We start from the raw sequence: 21,905 nt of genomic DNA, 5'->3' as shown, positions 1-21,905 counted from the left end.
TGCAGCATCGATGGCATCGAGCAAAACTCCCGTCTCCCTTCCTGAAGTCAATTTCTCCGACTGGGGCCCCATCCGCTACCTGCACCTCGGCACCGAATGGGTCCAGGGCTCGATGAAGCTCGATGCGCCCTTCGAGATCGAGCTCGAGTACGTGCAGCGCATGATGGCCTGGCTGCTCTTCGCCGACCCCAAGACCGTGGCCAGCCGCCATGCCATGCAGCTCGGCCTGGGCGCGGCCACGCTCACCAAGTTCAGCCGCAAGATCCTGCGCATGCGCACCACCGCGATCGAGCTCAACCCGCAGGTGGTGGCGGCATGCCGCGGCTGGTTCAAGCTGCCGCCGGACGATCCGAAGCTGCGCGTGGTGATCGCCGATGCCGCGGCCGAGATCCGCAAGCCCGAATGGCAGGGCAACGTCGACGCGCTGCAGGTCGACCTGTACGACCACGAGGCCGCGGCGCCCGTGCTCGACAGCGAAGACTTCTACGCCGACTGCCGCGCGCTGCTCACCGAGGACGGCTGCATGACGGTCAATCTCTTCGGCCGCTCGTCGAGCTACGAGCGCAGCCTCGAGAAGATCTGCGCCGCCTTCGGTGCCGACGCCGTCTGGGCCTTCAAGCCGACGCGCGAAGGCAACACGGTGGTGCTCGCGCAGCTCACCCCGAGCCGCCCGAAGCGCGAGGCGCTTGCCGAGCGCGCCCAAACGATCCAGACTCGCTGGGGCTTGCCCGCACCGAAATGGCTCCGGGTCTTCAAGCCGCTGAATCCGACACTCACCCGAACCTGAACCCGACCGACACACGGAACATGAGCGCTGTACCCGCTGCTTCCGCCCCCGCTGCGCTGGCCGCGCGCCACGAAGGCCCGCTCGACCTGCGCCGCCTGATCGAATGGCTTGCCGCCGATGGCGTGATCTCCCCTGTGGAGGCCAAGCGCACCATCGCCCGCTGCGCGCAGGCCGAGAGCCGACAGGCCCCGCTGGTGCGCCTGGCCAACGTCGCCATGACCCGCGAGAGCGACAACAAGCCGCTCGACCTCGAGATGCTCACGCAGTGGCTCGCGGGCCGCGCGGGCCTTTCCTATCTGCGCATCGATCCGCTCAAGGTCGACGTGGGCAAGGTGGCCGACACCATGAGCGCGGCCTATGCCGAGCGTCACAAGGTGCTGCCGGTGCAGGTGCTGCCCAACGAGGTGGTGGTGGCCACGGCCGAGCCCTTCCTCACCGACTGGATCGCCGAAGTCGAGCGCCAGGCCCGCCGCTCGGTGCGGCGCGTGGTGGCCAACCCGGCCGACATCCAGCGCTACACGGCCGAGTTCTTCGCGCTCGCGAAATCGGTGCGCGCCGCGCAGAAGGCCGGCGGCAGCACCAGCACCACGAGCTTCGAGCAGCTGGTGGAGCTCGGCAAGAGCAACAAGCAGCTCGACGCCAACGACCAGAGCGTCGTGCAGGTGGTCGACTGGCTGTGGCAGTACGCCTTCGACCAGCGCGCGAGCGACATCCACCTGGAGCCGCGGCGCGAGCAGGGCGTGATCCGCTTCCGCATCGACGGCATCCTGCACCCGGCCTACCAGATGCCCATGGGCGTGATGAACGCGATGGTCGCGCGCATCAAGCTGCTGGGCCGCATGGACGTGGTCGAGAAGCGCCGCCCGCTCGACGGCCGCATCAAGACCCGCAACATGCGCGGCGAAGAGATCGAGATGCGCCTGTCGACGCTGCCCACCGCCTTCGGCGAGAAGATGGTGATGCGCATCTTCGACCCCGACACCGCGGTGAAGGACCTCGATGCGCTGGGTTTCGCGCAGCACGACGCGCAGCGCTGGGAGCAGCTGGTCACGCGGCCCAACGGCATCATCCTCGTCACTGGCCCCACGGGCTCGGGCAAGACCACCACGCTGTACTCCACGCTCAAGCGCGTGGCGACCGAGGAGGTCAACGTGAGCACGGTGGAGGACCCGATCGAGATGATCGAGCCCTCCTTCAACCAGACGCAGGTGCAGCCGCAGCTCGACTTCGGCTTCACCGAGGGACTGCGCGCGCTGATGCGACAGGACCCGGACATCATCATGGTCGGCGAGATCCGCGACCTCGCCACCGCCGAGATGGCGGTGCAGGCCGCGCTCACCGGCCACCTGGTGTTCAGCACGCTGCACACCAACGACGCACCCAGCGCGATCACCCGGCTGATGGAGCTGGGCGTGCCCTCGTACCTCATAAACGCGGTGATGCTGGGCGTGCTCGCGCAGCGCCTCGTGCGCACGCTGTGCCCCAACTGCAAGCAGCCCGACGACACGGTCACTCGCGAGAAGCTCGAGGCCATCGTCAAGCCCTGGCAGATCACCGGCTCGGTGCGCGCCTACAAGCCGGTGGGCTGCGTCGACTGCCGCATGACCGGCTACATGGGCCGCATGGGGCTCTACGAGCTGCTGAGCGTCAGCGAGCCGTTCAAGAGCCAGGTCACCAAGGAGCCCAACCTCGCCGGGCTGCGCCGCCAGGCCGTGATCGACGGCATGCGGCCGCTGCGGCTGGCCGGCGCGCTGCGCGTGGCCGAGGGCGTGACCACCATCGAAGAGGTGCTGAGCGCCACGCCCCCGCTGGAGTGATCCGCGCCGCGCCGCAGCCATCCCGGGGGCGGTGATCGTTCCCGGGTTATCCCTAAGACTTTGGTTAGTGGAATCCACATCGGGCTGACCGGAAGCTGACTCGACAATCCCGCATCGAAATTTGTTCGAGGAGACTGTTCGTGAAGATCAAGAGTCAGAAAGACTTTTTCTCGGGTCTGATGTTCACGGTGGTGGGTGTGGCGTTCGCATGGGGCGCCACCACCTACACCGTGGGCACCGGCGCCCGTATGGGACCGGGTTACTTCCCGTTGATGCTCGGCATCCTGATGGCCCTCATCGGCCTGGGGATCATGTTCACCGGCCTCAGCGTCGAGACCACCGACGGCGAGAAGATCGGCAAGTGGGCCTGGAAGCAGGTGGTGTTCATCCTTGGCGCCAACCTTGCCTTCGGCGTCCTGCTCGGCGGCCTGCCGAGCATCGGGGTTCCGGCCATGGGCATGATCATCGCCATCTACGCGCTGGTGATCATCTCCAGCCTCGCGGGCCACGAGTTCAAGCTGCCCAGCGTGCTGATCCTGGCCACCGTGCTGGCAGTCGGCAGCTACGTCGCGTTCATCTGGGCGCTCAAGCTCCAGATCCAGGTCTGGCCGACCTTCATCACCGGTTGAGACGAAAGCCGATACCACCATGGACCTGATCCACAACCTTTCCGTCGGTTTTGGCGTCGCCTTTACCTTCACCAACCTGCTGTACTGCCTGATCGGCTGCATCCTGGGCACGCTGATCGGCGTGCTGCCGGGCATCGGCCCGGTCGCGACCATCGCGATGCTGCTGCCGGCAACGTACGCGCTGCCGCCAGTGTCGGCGCTGATCATGCTGGCCGGTATCTACTACGGCGCGCAATACGGCGGCTCGACCACCGCGATCCTCGTGAACCTCCCCGGTGAGTCTTCATCGGTGGTGACAGTGATCGACGGCTACCAGATGGCGCGCAAGGGCCGTGCGGGCCCGGCGCTCGCCGCCGCCGGCCTGGGCTCGTTCTTCGCGGGCTGCGTCGGTACGCTGATCCTGGCCGCCTTCGCGCCGCCGCTGACCGAGCTGGCCTTCAAGTTCGGCCCGGCCGAGTACTTCTCGCTGATGATCCTGGGCCTGATCGGCGCCGTGGTGCTGGCCTCCGGTTCGCTGCTGAAGGCCATCGCGATGATCGTGCTGGGCCTACTGATGGGCCTGGTCGGTACCGACGTGAACTCGGGCGTCGCCCGCTACAGCTTCGACATCCCTGAACTGACCGACGGCATCGGCTTCGTGGCCATCGCCATGGGCGTGTTCGGCTACGGCGAAATCATCGCGAACCTCTCGCGTCCCGACGACGAGCGCGAAGTGTTCACCGCCAAGGTTTCGGGCCTGTTCCCGACCAAGGAAGACTTCAAGCGCATGACGCCCGCCGTTCTCCGCGGCACGGCGCTGGGTTCCGCGCTGGGCATCCTGCCCGGCGGCGGTGCGCTGCTGGCCGCCTTCGCTGCCTACACGATCGAGAAGAAGACCAAGCTGAAGCCAGGCGAAGTGCCTTTCGGCAAGGGCAACATCCGCGGCGTGGCGGCTCCCGAGTCGGCCAACAACGCTGGTGCGCAGACCTCCTTCATCCCGCTGCTGACGCTGGGCATCCCCCCCAACGCGGTGATGGCGCTGATGGTGGGCGCGATGACCATCCACAACATCCAGCCGGGCCCGCAGGTGATGACCAGCAACCCCGAGCTGTTCTGGGGGCTGATCGCCTCGATGTGGCTGGGCAACGCGATGCTCATCATCCTGAACCTGCCGCTGATCGGCATGTGGATCAAGCTGCTGTCGGTGCCCTACAAGTACCTGTTCCCGGCCATCGTGCTGTTCTGCGCGATCGGGGTGTACTCGACCAACAACAACACCTTCGACATCTGGATGGTGGGCATCTTCGGTCTGGTGGGCTATACCTTCTTCAAGCTGGGTTGCGAGCCTGCACCGCTGCTGCTGGGCTTCATCCTGGGCCCGATGATGGAAGAGAACCTGCGCCGCTCGCTGCTGCTGTCGCGCGGCGACTGGAGCGTGTTCGTCACGCGCCCGATCTCGGCAAGCCTGCTGGCCGCGGCAGCCCTGCTGCTGATCATCGTGCTGCTGCCGGCCGTGAAGTCCAAGCGCGAAGAGGCCTTCGTCGAGGACTGATCCCTCACGCCCTGCACAACGGCGCCTTCGGGCGCCGTTTTTGTTTGGGGTGGAGGTCGGGCAGCTGGACGCAGAGGGCGCGAAGAATTCGCGACAGGTTCGCGAAGGGCGCGAAAGGAAAACCAAAACCGGTCTTCCTGATTTCTTTTGCGGCCTTTGCGTCTTTTGTACTTCTTCTGCGTTCGGCTGTCCGCTCTTCAGAGCTTGTCCACCCGCACCGGCTTCATGTGCTGGCGCGCCATCGCCAGGAAGGCCATTGCAGCGGGGCTCAGCGGGTGCTTGGCCAGGCGGATGGCGACCACGGGGTATTCGAGCACGGGGCGGGTGACCCCCACGGCGCGCAGGTTGCCGGGCATCAGGACTTCGACGTAGCGGGGTGCCAGCGCGACCCCCGCGCCGGCCTGGATGAGGCCGAAGGCCGTCGACAGCATCGACACGTGGTGCACCACCTGCGGGTACATGTTGGCGACGCTCGCCAGCTGGCGGCTCACGGCGCGCCACACGTTGGCGTCGGGGTTGACGTGGATGAAGGGCAGGCCTTCGAGCCGCCTGGCCTCGACCGTCTCGTGCTGCGCGAGCGGATGGTCGTCGCGCACGAAGAGGGCCATGCGCTCGGTGAAGAGGGGCTCGGTCGCCAGCTCGGAGTGCTTCTGGCCGATGTCGGAGCCGAAGCCCAGGTCGGCTTCCTGCGAGAGCACGCGCGAGATCATCTGTTCGGCGGTGCTGTCGAGCAGCGTGGCCGCGAGCGTGGGGTGCTTCTGCGAGAAGCGGCCCAGCAGCGGCGGCAGCAGGGCGCCCGCCGTCAGGTGGCCCACCGCCAGCACGATGCGGCCTTCGCGCAGCTGGGACTGCGAACGGCAGGCGCCGACCGAGTCGTCGATCAGCCGCAGCGCCCGCACGGCGGTGTCGACCATCATCTGGCCCGCGTTGGTCATGCGGATGCGGCGCCCGCGCACCACCAGCGGCTGCGCCAGCTCTTCCTCGAGCCGCTTGATCAGGTGGCTGATGGCGGGCTGGGTGAGCTGCAGGGCTTCGGCCGCCAGCGTGAAGCTGCCGGTTTCGGCCACGGCCGCCAGCGCCCGCAGCTGCTGCAGCGAGATTTCCTCGGCGGGGGCTCGTGTCATAAACGGCGTTGATAGTTGAATAAGCTGGATTATCTGGCTTGATCCACCGCCGCTGCATAGCATGCTCGGTCCCCCTCACTGGCACAGAATTCTTTCCCGCACATGAAACGCCTCCAGTTCCTCCAGGTGCTCGCCGTCGCGCTCGGCGTGGCCGCTTCGTCCGCCAGCCTGGCGCAGGGCTATCCGAACAAGCCGATCCGGCTGATCGTTCCGTTCCCGGCCGCGGGCGCCACCGACCTCTTCGCCCGCACGCTGGGGCAGAAGATGGGCGACAAGCTGGGCACCACGCTGGTGGTCGACAACAAGCCCGGCGCCGGCGGCGCCATCGGCTCCGACCAGGCGGCCAAGGCCGCACCCGACGGCTACACCATCCTGCTGGCCACCACCAGCACGCATTCCATCGGCCCGGCGATCAGCAAGCTGCCCTACGACACGGTGCGCGACTTCACGCCGATCGCGCACGTGGGCGACGCGGCCAGCATCATGCTGGTGCCGGTCAATTCGCCCGCGAAGACGGTGCGCGAGTGGATCGACTACGCCAAGAAGAACCCCGGCAAGCTCAACTACGCATCGAGCGGCAACGGCACCATCGTGCAGCTCACGGCGGAGCTCTTCAAGGCGCAGGCCGGCGTGTTCGTCACGCACATTCCCTACAAGGGCACGGCCCTGGCCATTCCCGACCTGATCAGCGGCAAGGTCGACGTGCTGTTCGACTCGCTGCCCACCGGCATGCCGCACGTGCGCGACGGCCGCCTGCGCGCGCTGGGCGTCACCTCGCTCAAGCGCAGCCCGCTCGCGCCCGAGTTGCCGCCCATCGCCGACACGCTGCCCGGCTACGAGTCGAACACCTGGTTCGGCTTCTACGGCCCGAAGAACCTGCCGGCGGACATCGTCGCGAAGATCAACAAGGCCGCCAACGACGCGCTGGCCGACCCCGAGGTGAAGGAAAAGCTCGCGCGCCTGGGCATCGAGCCTGCGGTGCCCGGTACGCCGGACCAGTTCGCGAAGATGGTGGCGGCCGATGCGGCCAAGTGGAAGAAGATCGTCGTCGAGCGCAAGATCACCAACGAGTGACAGGCTCACCCCCAGTCTTCGCGCACTTCGTGTCGCTTCGCCAACCCCCTTCCGGGGGCAACACCTGCGGCCCGGCAAAGCCGGTTCCGCGGTGTTTCCCGAATTGTTCACGCCATCCTTGAAAGCACGGTATGAAGTTCGATTACGCCAACCCCTATCTCTCCACGCGCATCCCGATCTTCGCGCGCAACGTGGTGTCGACCTCGCATCCGCTGGCCTCGCAGGCCGGGCTGCGCATCCTGCAGCAGGGCGGCAACGCGGTCGACGCGGCCATCGCCACCGCGGCGGTGATGACGCTGGTGGAGCCGGTGAGCAACGGCCTGGGCAGCGATGCCTTCTGCATCCTGTGGGATGGCGAGAAGCTGCACGGCCTCAACGCTTCGGGCCCCGCGCCCAAGGCCTGGACGCCCGAATACTTCAAGGCCAAGTACGGCGCCGACGCGGCCAATCCGCCGATGCGCGGCATCGACTCGGTCACCGTGCCGGGCGCGGTGCGCGGCTGGGTGGCGCTGAGCGAGCGCTTCGGCAAGCTGCCCTTCGCCGACCTGCTGGCACCGGCCATCGACATCGCCGAGCGCGGCTACCTCGTGCCGCCGGTGGTGCAGGGCAAGTGGGCCGCGGCCACGCCGATCCTGCAGTCGCAGCCGGGCTTCGCCCAGACCTTCCTGCCCTGGGGCCGCGCACCCGAGGTGGGCGACATGTTCCGCTTCACGGCCGCGGCGCGCGCGCTCAAGGCCATCGCCCGCACCAAGGGCGAGGCCTACTACAACGGCGAGATCGCCGAGGCGCTGGCGAAGTTCTCCGCCGAGCAGGGCGGCGCGCTCACCGTGGCCGACCTCGCGGCCTACCAGCCCGAGTGGGTCGAGCCCATCTCGCGCGACTACCGCGGCCACACGCTGCACGAGATCCCGCCGAACGGCCAGGGCATCGCGGCGCTGATCGCGCTGGGCATCCTGGAGAAGTTCGACATCGCCTCGCTGCCGGTCGACTCCGTGCAGTCGCAGCACCTGCAGATCGAGGCCATGAAGCTGGCCTTCGCCGACGTGTACCGCTACGTGTCGGAGCGCAGGACCATGGAAGTGACCACCGAGCAGATGCTCGACGACGCCTACCTGGCCTCGCGCGCGCGCCTCATCGACCCGAAGAAGGCGCAGGACTTCAAGGCCGGCAACCCGGTCAAGGGTGGCACCATCTACCTCACGGCCGCCGACGAGAGCGGCATGATGGTCAGCTTCATCCAGAGCAACTACATGGGCTTCGGCTCGGGCTGCGTGGAGCCCGAATACGGCATCAGCCTGCAGAACCGCGGCCACGGCTTCAGCCTGAAGGCCGAGAGCCCGAACGTGGTGGCGCCGGGCAAGCGGCCGTTCCACACCATCATCCCGGCCTTCCTCACGAAGGGCGGCCAGCCGGTGATGAGCTTCGGCGTGATGGGCGGCAACATGCAGCCGCAGGGCCACATGCAGACGCTGGTGCGCATGCTCGACTACGGGCAGAACCCGCAGGCCGCCTGCGACGCGCCGCGCTGGCGCTTCAACTCGGGGCTGGAGATCAACGTCGAGGCCGCGATGAACCCGGCCACGGTGCAGGGCCTGCGCGAGCTCGGCCATCACCTGGAAGTGATCAACGACTCCTACCAGGACTTCGGCGCCGGCCAGTTCATCTGGCGCGCGGGCGAGCCCTCGGTCGAAGGCTACGTGGCCGCCAGCGACCCGCGCCGCGACGGCGCGGCTGCGGGGTACTGAGCGCGGGCGAGGCAGGGGTTCGGGCTTGCCGCGATGATCGGGGGATGAAAAAGACAGCCGCGTCGACCGGCGAATCCCCCCGGCCAGCCCTCCAACCCCTGCGCGACAGCGCCAGGAAGGGCGTCGCCACCGGCCTGGTGCTGGCCACCCTGGGCGCCATCGCGTTCAGCGGCAAGGCCATCATCGTCAAGCTCGCGTACCGCTACGGCGTGGACGCGGTCACGCTCATCATGCTGCGCATGCTGTTCGCGCTGCCGCTCTTCGCACTGATGGCGTGGTGGGCCGGGCGCGGCAAGCCCGCGCTCACCGGGCGCGACTGGATCGGCGTGGTCGGCCTGGGCTTCTCGGGCTACTACCTCGCGAGCTTCCTCGACTTCGCGGGGCTGGCCTACATCTCGGCCAGCTTCGAGCGGCTGATCCTTTACCTCAACCCCACGCTGGTGCTGTTCTTCGGCTGGCTGCTATATCGGCGCCACCCGACGCGCCCGCAGCTGCTGGGCATGGTCGTGAGCTATGCCGGCGTGCTGCTGGTGTTCGGCCACGAGCTCTGGACCGGTGGCGGCGGCAAGGGCGGCGGCGCCGCGGCCTGGGGCGCCTTCCTGGTGTTCCTGAGCGCGGTGAGCTATGCGGGCTACCTCGTCTACAGCGGCGAGTTCGTCAAGCGGCTGGGGTCGCTCAGGCTCGTTGGGCTGGCCACCACCGTGGCCTGCGTGCTGTGCATCCTGCAGTTCGCGCTGACGCGGCCGATCAGCGTGGCGATGGCGGTGGCGCCGGAGGTGATCTGGCTGTCGGTGCTCAACGCCACGCTGTGCACGGCGGTGCCGGTGCTGATGGTGATGATGGCCATCGAGCGCATCGGCCCGGCGATGGCGGCGCAGACCGGCATGATCGGGCCGTTGTCGACCATCCTCATGGGGGTGGTCATACTCGGCGAGCCGTTCACGCCGTGGATCGCGGCGGGCACCGTGCTCGTGATCGCGGGCATTTTCGTTTTCACGCGCAAGGGGCGCTGAAGCCCCCGGCGCTTCTGCTTCTGTTTCATTGGAGAAAGAACATGGATCTGGGTATTGCAGGCAAGACCGCGCTGGTGTGCGGCGCGAGCAAGGGCCTCGGCTACGGCTGTGCCGAGGCTCTGGTGCGCGAGGGCGTCAACGTGGTGATCGTGGCGCGCGGCGCCGAGGTGCTGGAAGCGGCCGCGAAGAAGCTGGCCGAAGTGGCCGGCGGCTCGGGCAACCCGTTCGTCAAGCACGTGGCCGCCGACATCACCACCGAGGCCGGCCGTGCCGCGGTGTTCGCGCTGGGCCATGACTTCGACATCGTCGTCACCAACGCCGGTGGCCCGCCGCCCGGCGACTTCCGCAACTGGGACCGCGAGGCGTGGATCAAGGCGGTCGACGCCAACATGCTGACCCCCATCGAGCTCATCAAGGCCACGGTGGACGGCATGGCCAAGCGCGGCTATGGCCGCATCGTGAACATCACATCGAGCTCGGTGAAGTCGCCCATCGACATCCTGGGGCTGTCGAACGGCGCGCGCAGCGGCCTCACCGGCTTCGTGGCCGGCGTGGCGCGCACGTCGGTGGCGGCGCAGGGCGTGACCATCAACAACCTGCTGCCTGGCGCCTTCGACACCGACCGCCTCAAGGGCACGATGGCCGGTTCCGCGCAGAAGTCGGGCCAGGACTTCGACACCGTGTGGGAAGCCCGCAAGAAGACCATCCCGGCCAAGCGCTTCGGCACGCCGGCCGAGTTCGGCGCCATCTGCGCCTTCCTGTGCAGCATGCAGGCCGGCTACATGACCGGCCAGAACATCCTGGCCGACGGCGGCGCCTACCCCGGCACGTACTAGGGCTCGCCCCCAGGCTGCGCGCACTTCGTGTCGCGCACGCCTTCCCCCTGCCGGGGGCAACACCTGAGGCCCGGCAAAGCCGGTTCCTCGGTGTTCGCTTGAAGGGTCCGTCCTTCGCTCAGCGCCGCGAGGCCACCACGATCCCGCTCACGATCAGCAGGAACGCCGCCCCGTGGTACCAGTGCGGCGGCTCGCGCAGGAAGGCCGCCGACAGCACTGCCGCGAACAGCGGCGTGAGGTTCATGAAGATGCTCGCCCGCTGCGGCCCCGCGCGCTGCACGCCGGTGCCCCAGCAGCGATACGCCACCACCGCGGGGCCGATGCCGATGAACAGCATCGCCGCGATCAGCGGCCAGCCGAGTTCGAGGTGCGCGGGCGTCATCGTCCATTCGCCTGCGGCCAGCGCGCCCGACCATGCGAGGCCGAACACCAGCTGCGCCATCAGGAACGCGGCCCAGTCCCTGCGCACGGCCACCGGCTCGTGCGTGCGCGCCAGCAGCCAGCTGTAGAAGGCCCACGCGATGGTGCCCAGGATCATGTAGAGGTCGCCCGGCACCAGCCGCAGCCCGAGCAACTGCCGCCATTCGCCGCGGCTGAGCACCAGCAGCACGCCCGCCATCGACAGCAGCGCGCCGCCGATCTCGCGGCCGCTGACGCGCGCGCGGAAGAAGAGGGCGCCCACCGCGAGCATCCACAGCGGCAGGCTCGAGCCGACCAGCGTCACGTTGATGGGCGTGGAGGTCTGCAGCGCCAGGTACTGGAAGGCGTTGTACAGGCCGATACCCAGCAGGCCGAGCACCGCGTAGCGCTTCCAGTGCGCCCACAGCGGGCTGTCGCGCCGCAGCACCTGCGCCGCCAGCGGCAGCAGCAGCGCGAAGGCGATGACCCAGCGCACGAAGTTCAGCGTCAGCGGCGAGACCAGCTCCCGCACCATGCGGCCGACCACGGCATTGCCGGCCCACAGCAGCGGAGGAACGAGGAGCAGGAAGACGGTGAGGGGAGCGAGGCGCTGCGGCTGTGTCTGCATGGGCGCCGACTCTACCGGGCAATGATTCCCCGCGCCGTCGCCGGAAGCTCAAACATGGCAGGATGCCTGCCCCTACCTTCAATCCCTTCCTTACCTTCTTTCCAGAGCGTGGAGACCGCAACGATGAAGAGCAAAGCCGTCCGTATCGACCGCCATGGCGGTCCCGAAGAACTGAAGATCGTCGAGGTGGAGGTCGGCGAGCCCGGTCCGGGCGAGATCCGCATCCGCCACAAGGCCGTGGGCCTGAACTTCATCGATACCTACCAGCGCAGCGGGCTCTACCCGTTCCAGATGCCGCTGCAACTGGGCATGGAAGCCTCGGGCGTGGTCGAGGCGGTGGGCGAGGGCGTCACCCACCTCAAGGCCGGCGATCGTGCCGCCTACGCGAGCCAGCCGCCCGGCGCCTACAGCGAGCTGCGGGTGATGCCGGCGAAGAACGTCTGCAGGCTGCCCGACGACATCTCCTTCGAGACCGGCGCGGCCATGATGCTCAAGGGCCTGACCACGCAGTACCTGCTGAAGAAGACGCTGCCGGCCGAGGGCCTGCAGGCCGGCGACTTCATCGTGTTCCATGCCGCGGCCGGCGGCGTCGGCCTCATCGCATGCCAGTGGGCCAAGGCCCTGGGCCTGCAGCTGATCGGCACGGCCGGCAGCGACGCCAAGTGCAAGCTCGCGCTGGAGCACGGCGCGGCGCACGCCATCAACTACAGCACCGAGAACTTCGCCGCCCGCGTGAAGGAGATCACCGGCGGCAAGGGCGTGAAGGTGGTGTACGACTCGGTGGGCAAGGACACCTTCGAGGGCTCCATCGACTGCCTGCGCCCCTTCGGCCTGCTGGCGATCTTCGGCAACGGCTCCGGCCCGGTGCCGCCGGTCAACCTCGGCCTGCTGGCCTCCAAGGGCTCGCTCTACATCACCCGGCCCACGCTCTTCACCCACATGGCCACGCGCGAAAGCACGCAGGCGATGGCCGACGACCTGTTCGCGGTGGTGCGCAGCGGCGCAGTGAAGATCCCTATCGACCAGCGCTACCCGCTGGCCGACGTGCAGCAGGCGCACCGCGACCTGGAAGCGCGCAAGACCACCGGCTGCACGATCCTCACGCTCTGATTTCCGAGCCCGCCGCGCCGGCCTTGTCCTACCGGCGCAGGGGTGTCATGCCTTCGACTTGTGCCACGAGCACTTTGTAGCCTGTGGATACAACGCAGAGGCATAGATACCCCATGACCACCGTTCGCACCTTCATCGTCGAAGACAACCCGACCATCCGCCGCAACCTCGCAGGCACCCTGCGAGAGGTGGCGAGGGTCGAGCCCATCGGCGAGGCGGAGACGGAGGCCGAGGGGTCGCGCTGGCTTTCGAGCAATCTGGCGCAGTGGGACCTGGCCATCGTCGACCTGTTCCTCAAGGACGGCACCGGTTTCCGCGTGCTCGAGGCCTGCCGCAACCGCAGCCCCTCCCAGAAGATCGTGGTGCTCAGCAACTACGCCACGCCCGACATGCGCCGCAAGTGCGTGCACCTGGGCGCCGATGCGGTCTTCGACAAGGCCACCGAGATCGACGACCTGATCGACTACTGCCAGCGCCGCCGTCAGGCGCAGTTCAGTTCGCCCACGGCACACTGAAGCGCCGTGGTGGGGCATTTCCGGCCCGCCCGGCAGCGATGCCGGAATTCGCCGAAAATCCCCCTCCTGAAGGCGCGAGGAGCACGCGCCGGGCTCCGCAAAGTGGCGACCAGATTCATGCGCGGAAATCACATCTTCCCCTGCTGAGTCGGCCCGCGCGCCTGCAACGCGCGTGGCGTTCGTCCCGAGTTGCAACATGTCCCGCCCCCGTTTCCTTCCCGACAACTTCACCCTCGCGCTTCTTTCGGTCGTGACCCTGGCCAGCCTGCTGCCGGCCAGCGGGCGCATCGCGCACTTCTTCGAGGGGCTGACCACGGTGGCCATCGGCCTGCTGTTCTTCCTGCACGGGGCCAAGCTGTCGCGCGAGGCGATCGTCAACGGGCTCATGCACTGGCGGCTGCACCTGCTGGTGTTCGCGAGCACCTTCGTGCTGTTCCCGGTGCTGGGGCTGGTGCTCAAGCCGATCCTGCTGCCGCTGGTGACGCCCGAGCTCTACACCGGCGTGCTGTACCTGTGCGTGCTGCCGGCCACGGTGCAGTCGGCCATCGCCTTCACCGCGATGGCCAGGGGCAACATGCCCGCCGCCATCTGCAGCGCCTCGGCCTCCACCCTGCTGGGCGTGTTCATCACGCCGGTGCTGGTCAACCTGGTGGTGCTGCCCGGCGGCGGCCATGCGGCTTCGTCCTCGCTGGATTCCATCGGGCGCATCCTGCTGCAGCTGATGGTGCCCTTCGCGGCCGGCCACCTGCTGCGGCCGCTGATCGGAAAGTGGATCCAGCGCCGCGCCGCGGTGCTGAAGTTCGTCGACCAAGGCTCGATCCTGCTGGTGGTCTACACCGCGTTCAGCGCGGCCGTGATCGAGGGGCTCTGGAAGCAGGTGCCCGTGCATGCACTGGTCGGCCTGCTTGTGGTGTGCGCGGTGGTGCTCGGCCTGGCGCTGAGCCTCACGACCCTGCTGGCGCGCAAGCTGGGCTTCGACACGGAAGACGAGATCACCATCGTCTTCTGCGGCTCCAAGAAGAGCCTGGCCAGCGGCATCCCGATGGCGAAGGTGCTCTTCGCCTCGCACGCGGTGGGCGCGATCGTGCTGCCGCTGATGCTCTTCCACCAGATGCAGCTGATGGTCTGCGCGGTGCTGGCGCAGCGCTATGCGCGGCGCGGGCGTGACGAGACTTCGCTGCTGGAGACCGCCGGGCAGGCCAAGTAGGCCCTGGCAGGACGTTCGGAAGGCCGTTCAGCCCTCGATCTTGCCCAGCCGCGACTCGCGCAGCCGGCTGGGCGCCAGCGCCCCGGCCGACTCCAGGATCGGATACGCGATCGAGCAGATGTGCGAGTTGATGCGCTTCAGGTCGCTGATCAGGTCGATATGCAGCGAGCTGGTTTCGATGCTCAGCGTGGTGCGGTCCGACAGCCGGTCGAGGTGGGTGGTCGCGTAGGCCCGCTCCAGGTCGCGGAAGCGCGCCTTTTCCTCCAGCAGCTTCTGTGCGTCGCGCACGTTGCCGTTGAGGAACACGCTCATGCTCAGGCGCAGGTTGGCCACCAGGCGTCCGTGCAGCTCCACGATCTCGGCCATGCCGGCCTCGGAGAAGTTGCGCTGCGGCCGGATCTTCTTGTCTTCGACGTCGATGATCACCCGCTCGATGATGTCGCCGATCTGCTCCATGTTGATCGTGAAGCTGATGATGTCGGTCCAGCGGCGGCTTTCCTCCTCGCCCAGCGCCTCGCGCGAGATGCGCGTCATGTAGTACTTGATGGCCGAGTAGAGCTCGTCCACCGTGTCGTCGAGCTGGCGCAGCTCCTGCGCCAGCCGCAGGTCGTTGTGGCGGATCACGTCCAGGATGCCGATCAGCATGGTCTCCACCACGTCGGCCTGGTGCAGCGCCTCGCGCGCGGCGTTGGAGATGGCGAGCGAGGGCGTCGACAGCGCCGACGGGTCGAGGTGATGCGGCCGCGTCGTGCCCGCCGGCTGCTGCGGCTGCGGCAGCAGGCGCGTCACCAGCTTGGCCACCAGCTGCGTCAGGCCGATGAAGCCCACGCTGATCACCACGTTGAATGCCAGGTGGAAGAGCACCACCCCGTGCGTCTGGTTCGGCAGCTCGGGCTGCACGTAGCGGATCCACAGACCGATGAAGGGCGCCACGATGGCCACGCCCAGCGCCTTGAAGAGCAGATTGCCCACGGTCACCTGCCGTACCGAGACGGCCGACTTGGCCGTGGTCAGCACCGCCAGCAGGCCGCTGCCCAGGTTGGCGCCGAGCACCAGCCCGAGCGCCACGTCCAGCGGCACCACGTTCGAGCTGGCCATGGCCGCCACCAGCAGCACCACCGCGAGGCTCGAGTAGGCCACGATGGCCAGCACCGAGCCGATGGTGATCTCCAGAAGCACGTCGCTGTTGATCGAGGCCAGCAGCGCGCGGATGGCCGGCGAGGAGAACAGGGGCTCGGTCGCCTCCACCACCAGCTGCAGCGCCAGCAGCATCAGTCCCAGCCCGATGAGCACCCGGCCGACGCGCCCCGCCACCGTGGCCGAGCGCGTGATGAAGAGCACCACCCCCACGAAGATGAACATCGGCGAGAGCCACGAAAGGTCTGCCGAGAACAGCACCGAGATCAGCGCCGTGCCGATGTCGGCGCCCCGCATCACCGCCAGCGCCGCAGGCAGCGTGACCAGCCCCTGCCCGACGAAGGAGGAGGTCATGAGCGAGGTGGCGGTGCTCGACTGCACCAGCGCCGTCACGCCGATGCCCGAGAGGGCGGCGGTGAAGCGGTTGCGCATGCTCTGCACGAGGATCTTGCGCAGGTTGGCGCCGAACACGCGAAGAACGCCGGTGCGGACCAGATGGGTGCCCCACACGAGCAGGGCCACCGCCGCCAGCAGATTCAGGAGGTGCTTCATGGAGGTCGGGCTCTATCCTTTCTTTTCGTTGTTTTTCGTTTCGACCCCATTTTCCACAAGTAGGAGCTTCAGTCGATCAACGCTCCGTTGTCGTGGAAAGGGTAGGGTCCCTCGAAGCTGCCCGAGGCGGCCAGGTGGGTGACGAGCCGCCGCCCGCGGGCGGACCAGGCGTGCACCCGGAACGATGGCGGCTCCAGCGTCCAGGCCGAGTCGGCGTCGGGCGCCAGGTCGAGGCACACCTGGTGGGCTTGCGCCGGCGAGGTCGAGGCGATGGTGCCGCCGAAGCGCACGTCGATGGCGCGGTGCAGGTGGCCGCAGATGATGCGCTCGACGTTCGGATGGCGCGAGACCAGCGCTTCGAGCGCCTCGGCGCCTTCCAGCAGGCCGATCTCGTCCATGTGGCCGATCAGCGTCTCGAAGGGCTGATGGTGCATGGCGATGACGACCGGCTCGCCTCGGCAGGCGTCGAGTTGCGCTTCGAGCCAGGCCAGGCGCTTCTCGCACAGTGCGCCGTGGCTGGCGTGGGGCACGCAGGTGTCGAGGGTCAGCAGCCGCAGCGCGCCGACACGCACCGAATACTGGATGAAGCCGCCGCCGTCCGCGCCCAGGTAGGCGTGGCCGGGAAAGCTGCGGCGCAGCTGGTCGCGCTCGTCGTGGTTGCCGGGCATCAGGTAGACCGGCATGGTCAGCGGAGCCAGCAGGCGGGCGAGGTGCTCGTACTCGGCGGCGCGGCCGAAGTCGGTGAGGTCGCCGGTGACGACCACCGCGTCGGGCTGCTGGCGCAGCGCGAGCACCGACTGCACCGCGCGCTCCAGGTACGGGGCCGTGTCGATGCGCCCATAGGCCAGCCGGCCCGGCTCGCGGATGTGCAGGTCGGTGAGCTGGACCAGGATGGTGTTGTTGCGGGTTTCTGCTGTCGTCATGCGATGGCTCCCTGCGACGTCATCAGGCGTTCGGGCTGGATGCGAAGACCCACCGTGTCGCCCGGTCCGAAAGGATTGTCACGCCCCACGTCGGCCACCAGCACGGGCTGGTCCTGTGCGCGCAGATGGAGCTGCACGCGGTCGCCGAGGAAGGTGCGGCGCTCGACGATCGCAGCGCTCCAGTCGAGCCGGGGCGAGCCGACCTCGATGTCCTCGGGCCGCACCAGCAGAGTCGCATGGCTCTGCCACGCCGGGGGGCAGGGCAGGGTCTTTCCTCCGAGTCGGACAACGCCCTGGGCGATGGCGTCCTGCCCGCGCTCCAGCCGGTTGACCCGGCCCAGGAACTCGGCCACGAAGGGATGCGCGGGCGCGCGGTACAGGTCCTCGCCGCGGCCCACCTGCACGATGCGGCCGGCGCGCATCACCGCGAGCCGGTCGGCGATGGCCAGCGCCTCCTGCTGGTCGTGGGTGACGTGGATGGCCGTGATGTGCAGCCGGCGCAACAGTTCGGCCAGTTCGTCGCGCAGCGACTCCTTGAGCTTGGCGTCGAGCGCGGCCAGCGGCTCGTCGAGCAGCAGCACGCGCGGGCGCACCGCCACCGCGCGCGCCAGGGCCACGCGCTGGCGCTGGCCGCCGGAGAGCTCGGCGGGGCGCTTGTTCTCCAGGCCGCCCAGGCGCACCAGGTCGACCAGCTCGCCGACGCTGCGCTTTTCTTCCTGGGCCGACACGCCCCGGATGCGCAGGCCGTAGCCGATGTTGGCCGCCACGGTCATCTGCGGAAAGAGCGCGTAGCTCTGGAACACCATGCCCACGCCGCGCTGCTCCACGGGGCGCTGGGTGACGTCCTGGTCGCCGAACACGATGCGGCTGCCCGCGTCGGGCGACTCCAGCCCGGCGATCAGCCGCAGCAGCGTGGTCTTGCCGCAGCCCGAGGGGCCGAGCAGCGCGAGCACCTCGCCGGCTTCCACGCGCAGGCTGGTGGGTTGCAGGCCGCGCGTGCCGTCTGCATAGGTCTTCGCGCAGTTGGCGATGTCGATAGGGATGCGTTCAAGTTCCATGATGTTTCTGGATCAGGTTTGCAAGGTGCTGCAGGCCCCACAGCACCGGGAGGATGACGGCGAAGAAGACCAGCGTGTAGGCCGATCCGATCTCGATGCGCATCGAGGCGTAGCTGTCGGCCAGGCCCACGGGCAGCGTGCGGGTGAGCGGCGTGTGCAGCATCCAGGTGAGGTTGAACTCGCCCACCGAGAGCGTGAACACCATCAGGCTGCCGGCCACGATGGCCGGGAACACGGCCGGCACCAGGATGCCCATGAAGCGCTGGCGGAAGTTCGCCCCCAGCGAGCGCGCGGCTTCCTCGAGCGCGAGCAGCTCGTCGCGCTGGAAGGCCGAGCCCACGGTGCGCACCATGAAGGGCAGCGTGAAGACGATGTGCCCCACGAGGATGAACGCGAAGCTCTGCCGGAAGGCCGTGAGCTGCCCGTAGGCGAGGATCAGCGCCAGCGCCGTGGCCAGCCCCGGCACCGCGACCGGCAGCGTCAGCAGTTCCTCGAAGATGCGGGCCGCGCGCGAGCGGCTGCGCGCCAGCGCATAGGCGCAAGGCACGCCCAGCAGCACGGTGCCGGCGACGCAGGCGATGGCCAGCGCGAGCGACCAGCCCACGGTGCCGCCGTAGTTCTCCCACACCTCGGCCAGCCAGCGCAGCGTGAAGCCGCTCTTGATGCCCGTGCTGTAGTTATTGACCAGGCCCGCCATCACCGACAGCAGCATCGGCGCGATCATGAAGAGGCTCACGATCAGCGTCACCGCGAAGAGGAACGGAGCCTTCGGTTGAGTGTTCTTGTGCATGGTGCGAGCCTCAGCGTGCGACGGGGTTGGCGCCGAAGCGTCGCGCCATGAAAAGCACCAGCCAGGTCACGACGCCCAGCGCGATCGACAGCGATGCGGCCAGCGCGAAGTTGGCGTAGTTGGTGAACTCGTTGTAGATCGTGATCGGGATCACCTCGAACTTGCTGGCCAGCGTGAAGGCCGTGCCGAAGGCGCCCATCGAGGTCGCGAACAGGATCGCGCCGCAGGCCAGCGTGGTGGGCGCCAGCTCGGGCAGCCACACGTCGCGCGCCACGCGCAGCCGCGAGGCGCCGAGCGAGCGCGCGGCTTCCTCCAGCTGCATGTTCATCGACTCGGCCGCTGCCGCATAGGTGGCGATGGCGCGCGGCAGCGAGAAATACAGGTACGCCAGGAACAGGCCGAGCAGTCCGTAGGCGAAGGTGATGCGCTCGCCGAACAGGGTGTCGCCGATGTCCGCCACCACGCCCTGGCGTCCGCCGAGCAGGATCACGAAGAAGCCGATGATCACGCCGGGGAACGACAGCGGCAGCGTGAGCAGCGACAGCAGCACGCGCTTGCCCACGAAGGCGCGGCGCGCGAGGTAGATGCCCACGGCTGCGCCCAGCACCAGCGTGGCCAGCGTCACGGTGACCGAGAGCACGACGGTGTTGACCATGCTCGCGAGGTAGCGCGCATCGGTCAGCACTGCGAAGTAGGTGGCCCAGCCCTTGCCGGCGGGCAGTGCCAGCAGGCGCACCACCGGCAGCAGCCAGAAGGCCGCGAAGAAGGCGGCCGCGGGCGCGACGCAGGCCAGCAGGCGCCAGCGCGGGTTCCAGGCGTTCGGCACGTCGGAGGCGCTGGAGGCGTTCATGGAAATGGCTTGCGTCATCGCGCGCGGCATCCGCTCAGCGGACTTCCTTCAGGTACTCGTCGGAGAAGGCCTTCTGCGCGGCGGCCATGCGGCCGTAGTCCACGCTCTTGGCACGCGCGTACTCGCTGGCTGGCAGGAACTGGGACTCGATGTCCTTGGGCATGGCGCTGGCGCGCACCGGGCGCAGGTAGGCCTTGGCCCAGATCGCCTGGCCTTCGTCGGACAGGGTGAAGTCGAGCACCTTCTTCGCGTCGGCCGCGTGCGGGGCCTTGGCGACCAGGCTCATGACGTAGGGAACGGCCAGGGTGCCTTCGCTCGGGATCACGAAGGCGACGTTGGCCTTGTCCTTGTACTTGGCGCGGTAGGCGTTGAAATCGTAGTCGAGCAGGATCGCGATCTCGCCCGAGAGCACGCGCGCATAGGAGGTCTGCTTCGGCACGATGGGCTCGTTCTTCTGCAGCGCCTTGAAGTAGTCGATGGCCGGCTTGAAGTTGTCGAGCGTGCCGCCGCGCGCCTCGTTCACCGCGACCGCGCCGACGTAGCCGACGAAGGCCGAGGCCGGGTCGAGGTAGCCGATCAGGCCCTTGTACTCGGGCTTGAGCAGGTCGGCCCACGACTTCGGCACCGGCTTGCCCTTGAGCGCGTCGACGTTGACCATGAAGCCCAGCGTGCCCGAGTGGATGGTGAACCAGTTGCCGGCCGGGTCCTTCAGGCCGTCGGGGATGTCTTTCCAGGCGGCCGGCTTGTAGGGCTCGACCAGCCCGTCCTTGGCGGCCTGCACCGCGAAGGTCACGCCGAGGTAGGTGACGTCGGCGACGGGGCTGGCCTTCTCGGCGGCCAGCTGCGCGAGCGACTGGCCGGAGTTCTTGTTGTCCGGCGGCACGGTGATGCCCGTCTTGGCCTTGATGGCCTTGAGCTGGGTGCCCCAGTCGGCCCATTCGGTCGGGCAGTTGTAGCAGATGGCGGTCTGGGCCATGGCGCTGCCGGCTGCGAGCGTGGCGGCGAGCAGGCCGAGGCGGGCCAGGCGGTGGAAGCGAAGAGACATGATCGAAAGGCTCCTTGGATGGATGTAGGCAGGTAACGGGGGGTCTTGAGGGTCAGGGAATTGCGGCGTTGTTGTCCTGGCTGTCGTTTTCGTTCTCGTGCGCCGAGGCGCACGACTCGCCGTCTCGAAATGAATGCGCAAGCAGCAGGCTCGCGTCGGCCTGCAGCGCGGCGCCGCTGGCCATGGCCTGGATCAGCAGTTCCACGCTGTGGCGGCCGATGTCGCTGTTGGGCTGGGCGATGGTGGTGAGCGCGGGCGTGAGGTCTTCGCCGAGCGCGATGCCGTCGAAGCCGACCACGCTGAGGTCGCCCGGCACGGAAAGCCCGCTGAGGTGCGCGGCCCGGATGCTGCGGATGGCCAGCAGGTCGTTCGAGCAGATCAGTGCCGTGGGGCGGTTGCGCGCCTCCAGCTGCTTCGAGAGCGCATCCACCGCGGTTTCGACGAAAGGCACCTCGATCAGCGCAGGCGGCGGCAGGCCCGCTTCGGCCATGCCCTTGCGAAAGCCGCGATAGCGCTGCTGCGCGCGGTCGGAGGCGGCGAGCGTGCCGCTGACCATCGCGATGCGCCGGTGGCCCAGCAGCACCAGCCGCGCGACCGCATCGGCCACCGCGCTTTCGCTGTCGACCGACACGCAGGGGTGCGCGGGGTGCCGGTTGTAGGCCAGCACGTAGGGCACGCCGGCCGCCTGCAGGCGGGGCAGGGCGGCCGAGGTCGAGGGGTTCGACACCACGAGGATCAGGCCGTCGACGCTGCCCGCGAGCAGCAGATGCACTGCGCGCTCCTCTTCTTCGATCCGGTAGCCGGTGGTGACGGGGATGATCGCGTAGCCCCCGGCGATGGCCGCGCGCGCGATGCCCTGCAGGCATTCGGCGAAGGTCGGGTTCAGCAATGTGGGCAGCACCACGCCGAGCACGCGGCTGCGCTGGGTGCGCAGGGTGCGGGCGCTGGCGTTCGGCACGTAGTTGAGCTCGCGCGCCACGCGTTCCACCAGCTCGCGCGTGGCGGGCGTCACCTTGTCCGGAAAATTGAAGGCGCGCGAGACGGTGGCCACCGAGACCCCGGCTTTGGCTGCAACGGCTTGGATGCTCATCGTGCGGTGCTCATGTAATCGTTTACATTGAACCGCGGCAGTATG

Annotated in this window: 20 protein-coding genes; 11 read left to right on the top strand and 9 right to left on the bottom strand. The window is 68.3% G+C overall.

The window, feature by feature from the left end:
- Positions 1-10: 10 nt before the first annotated feature.
- The 4 genes from FHY06_RS08075 to FHY06_RS08060 all read left to right on the top strand — a co-directional run bounded on the left by FHY06_RS08075 (position 11) and on the right by FHY06_RS08060 (position 4,764).
- The gene (locus FHY06_RS08075) at positions 11-787 is read left to right on the top strand and encodes a class I SAM-dependent methyltransferase (RefSeq protein WP_184604383.1); all 777 of its coding nucleotides are present in this window, start codon (positions 11-13) and stop codon (positions 785-787) included.
- A 20-nt stretch (positions 788-807) separates the two neighbouring features.
- Complete coding sequence (locus FHY06_RS08070; RefSeq protein WP_019654303.1) at positions 808-2,604, top strand: type IV pilus assembly ATPase TfpB; 1,797 nt, start codon at positions 808-810, stop codon at positions 2,602-2,604.
- A 140-nt stretch (positions 2,605-2,744) separates the two neighbouring features.
- A complete protein-coding gene (locus tag FHY06_RS08065; RefSeq protein ID WP_019654302.1) occupies positions 2,745-3,233 on the top strand; it encodes a tripartite tricarboxylate transporter TctB family protein in 489 nt (162 codons plus the stop codon).
- 19 nt (positions 3,234-3,252) lie between these two features.
- Positions 3,253-4,764, top strand: a complete 1,512-nt coding sequence (locus FHY06_RS08060) for a tripartite tricarboxylate transporter permease (protein WP_019654301.1) — start codon at positions 3,253-3,255, stop codon at positions 4,762-4,764.
- Between the two features lie 197 nt (positions 4,765-4,961).
- Here the strand turns inward: FHY06_RS08060 and FHY06_RS08055 are convergent, their stop codons facing one another.
- Positions 4,962-5,888, bottom strand: coding sequence for a LysR family transcriptional regulator (locus FHY06_RS08055; RefSeq protein ID WP_184604380.1), 927 nt, complete (start codon positions 5,886-5,888; stop codon positions 4,962-4,964).
- Between the two features lie 102 nt (positions 5,889-5,990).
- On the opposite strand from FHY06_RS08055, the gene FHY06_RS08050 reads away from it, so the two are divergent.
- The 4 genes from FHY06_RS08050 to FHY06_RS08035 all read left to right on the top strand — a co-directional run bounded on the left by FHY06_RS08050 (position 5,991) and on the right by FHY06_RS08035 (position 10,556).
- Positions 5,991-6,962 carry a Bug family tripartite tricarboxylate transporter substrate binding protein gene (locus tag FHY06_RS08050; RefSeq protein WP_019654299.1) on the top strand — a complete coding sequence of 324 codons (972 nt, stop codon included), beginning with the start codon at positions 5,991-5,993 and terminating at the stop codon, positions 6,960-6,962.
- Between the two features lie 131 nt (positions 6,963-7,093).
- Complete coding sequence (locus FHY06_RS08045; RefSeq protein ID WP_221404178.1) at positions 7,094-8,707, top strand: gamma-glutamyltransferase family protein; 1,614 nt, start codon at positions 7,094-7,096, stop codon at positions 8,705-8,707.
- Between the two features lie 44 nt (positions 8,708-8,751).
- Positions 8,752-9,720, top strand: a complete 969-nt coding sequence (locus tag FHY06_RS08040; protein WP_260310160.1) for a DMT family transporter — start codon at positions 8,752-8,754, stop codon at positions 9,718-9,720.
- A 41-nt stretch (positions 9,721-9,761) separates the two neighbouring features.
- A complete protein-coding gene (locus FHY06_RS08035; RefSeq protein WP_019654296.1) occupies positions 9,762-10,556 on the top strand; it encodes an SDR family oxidoreductase in 795 nt (264 codons plus the stop codon).
- A gap of 118 nt (positions 10,557-10,674) precedes the next feature.
- Here FHY06_RS08035 and FHY06_RS08030 read toward each other — a convergent pair whose 3' ends face one another.
- On the bottom strand, positions 10,675-11,583 hold the full coding sequence (locus FHY06_RS08030) for a DMT family transporter (RefSeq protein ID WP_184604378.1): 909 nt from the start codon (positions 11,581-11,583) through the stop codon (positions 10,675-10,677).
- Positions 11,584-11,706: 123 nt separating this feature from the next.
- Between FHY06_RS08030 and FHY06_RS08025 the strand changes: the two genes are divergently transcribed.
- The 3 genes from FHY06_RS08025 (at position 11,707) to FHY06_RS08015 (ending at position 14,415) form a co-directional block, all read left to right on the top strand.
- The gene (locus FHY06_RS08025; RefSeq protein WP_019654294.1) at positions 11,707-12,693 is read left to right on the top strand and encodes a quinone oxidoreductase family protein; all 987 of its coding nucleotides are present in this window, start codon (positions 11,707-11,709) and stop codon (positions 12,691-12,693) included.
- A 113-nt stretch (positions 12,694-12,806) separates the two neighbouring features.
- Positions 12,807-13,208 (top strand): response regulator, encoded by a 402-nt coding sequence (locus tag FHY06_RS08020; RefSeq protein WP_019654293.1) that lies wholly within the window; start codon positions 12,807-12,809, stop codon positions 13,206-13,208.
- Positions 13,209-13,404: 196 nt separating this feature from the next.
- Positions 13,405-14,415: a bile acid:sodium symporter family protein gene (locus FHY06_RS08015; protein WP_184604376.1), complete on the top strand. Its 1,011-nt coding sequence runs from the start codon at positions 13,405-13,407 to the stop codon at positions 14,413-14,415.
- A 27-nt stretch (positions 14,416-14,442) separates the two neighbouring features.
- Here FHY06_RS08015 and FHY06_RS08010 read toward each other — a convergent pair whose 3' ends face one another.
- The 7 genes from FHY06_RS08010 to FHY06_RS07980 form a co-directional block, all read right to left on the bottom strand.
- On the bottom strand, positions 14,443-16,104 hold the full coding sequence (locus FHY06_RS08010; RefSeq protein WP_019654291.1) for a Na/Pi cotransporter family protein: 1,662 nt from the start codon (positions 16,102-16,104) through the stop codon (positions 14,443-14,445).
- A gap of 68 nt (positions 16,105-16,172) precedes the next feature.
- On the bottom strand, positions 16,173-17,027 hold the full coding sequence (locus FHY06_RS08005; protein WP_184604373.1) for a phosphodiesterase: 855 nt from the start codon (positions 17,025-17,027) through the stop codon (positions 16,173-16,175).
- Positions 17,024-18,085: an ABC transporter ATP-binding protein gene (locus FHY06_RS08000; RefSeq protein ID WP_184604371.1), complete on the bottom strand. Its 1,062-nt coding sequence runs from the start codon at positions 18,083-18,085 to the stop codon at positions 17,024-17,026. Before FHY06_RS08000 ends, FHY06_RS08005 begins: the two co-directional genes overlap by 4 nt.
- Positions 18,075-18,875 (bottom strand): ABC transporter permease, encoded by an 801-nt coding sequence (locus tag FHY06_RS07995; RefSeq protein WP_019654288.1) that lies wholly within the window; start codon positions 18,873-18,875, stop codon positions 18,075-18,077. Before FHY06_RS07995 ends, FHY06_RS08000 begins: the two co-directional genes overlap by 11 nt.
- 10 nt (positions 18,876-18,885) lie before the next feature.
- Positions 18,886-19,725: an ABC transporter permease gene (locus tag FHY06_RS07990; protein WP_126182745.1), complete on the bottom strand. Its 840-nt coding sequence runs from the start codon at positions 19,723-19,725 to the stop codon at positions 18,886-18,888.
- A gap of 34 nt (positions 19,726-19,759) precedes the next feature.
- Entirely contained in the window at positions 19,760-20,770 is a 1,011-nt protein-coding gene (locus FHY06_RS07985; RefSeq protein WP_132752407.1) for an ABC transporter substrate-binding protein, read from the bottom strand.
- A 52-nt stretch (positions 20,771-20,822) separates the two neighbouring features.
- A complete protein-coding gene (locus tag FHY06_RS07980) occupies positions 20,823-21,860 on the bottom strand; it encodes a LacI family DNA-binding transcriptional regulator (RefSeq protein WP_184604369.1) in 1,038 nt (345 codons plus the stop codon).
- Between the last annotated feature and the right edge of the window lie 45 nt (positions 21,861-21,905).

Source organism: Variovorax atrisoli (assembly GCF_014195185.1).
Taxonomy (GTDB): domain Bacteria; phylum Pseudomonadota; class Gammaproteobacteria; order Burkholderiales; family Burkholderiaceae_C; genus Variovorax; species Variovorax atrisoli.
The sequence above is the reverse complement of the archived record's forward strand: the minus strand, read 5'-3'. Positions and strand labels throughout refer to the sequence as shown.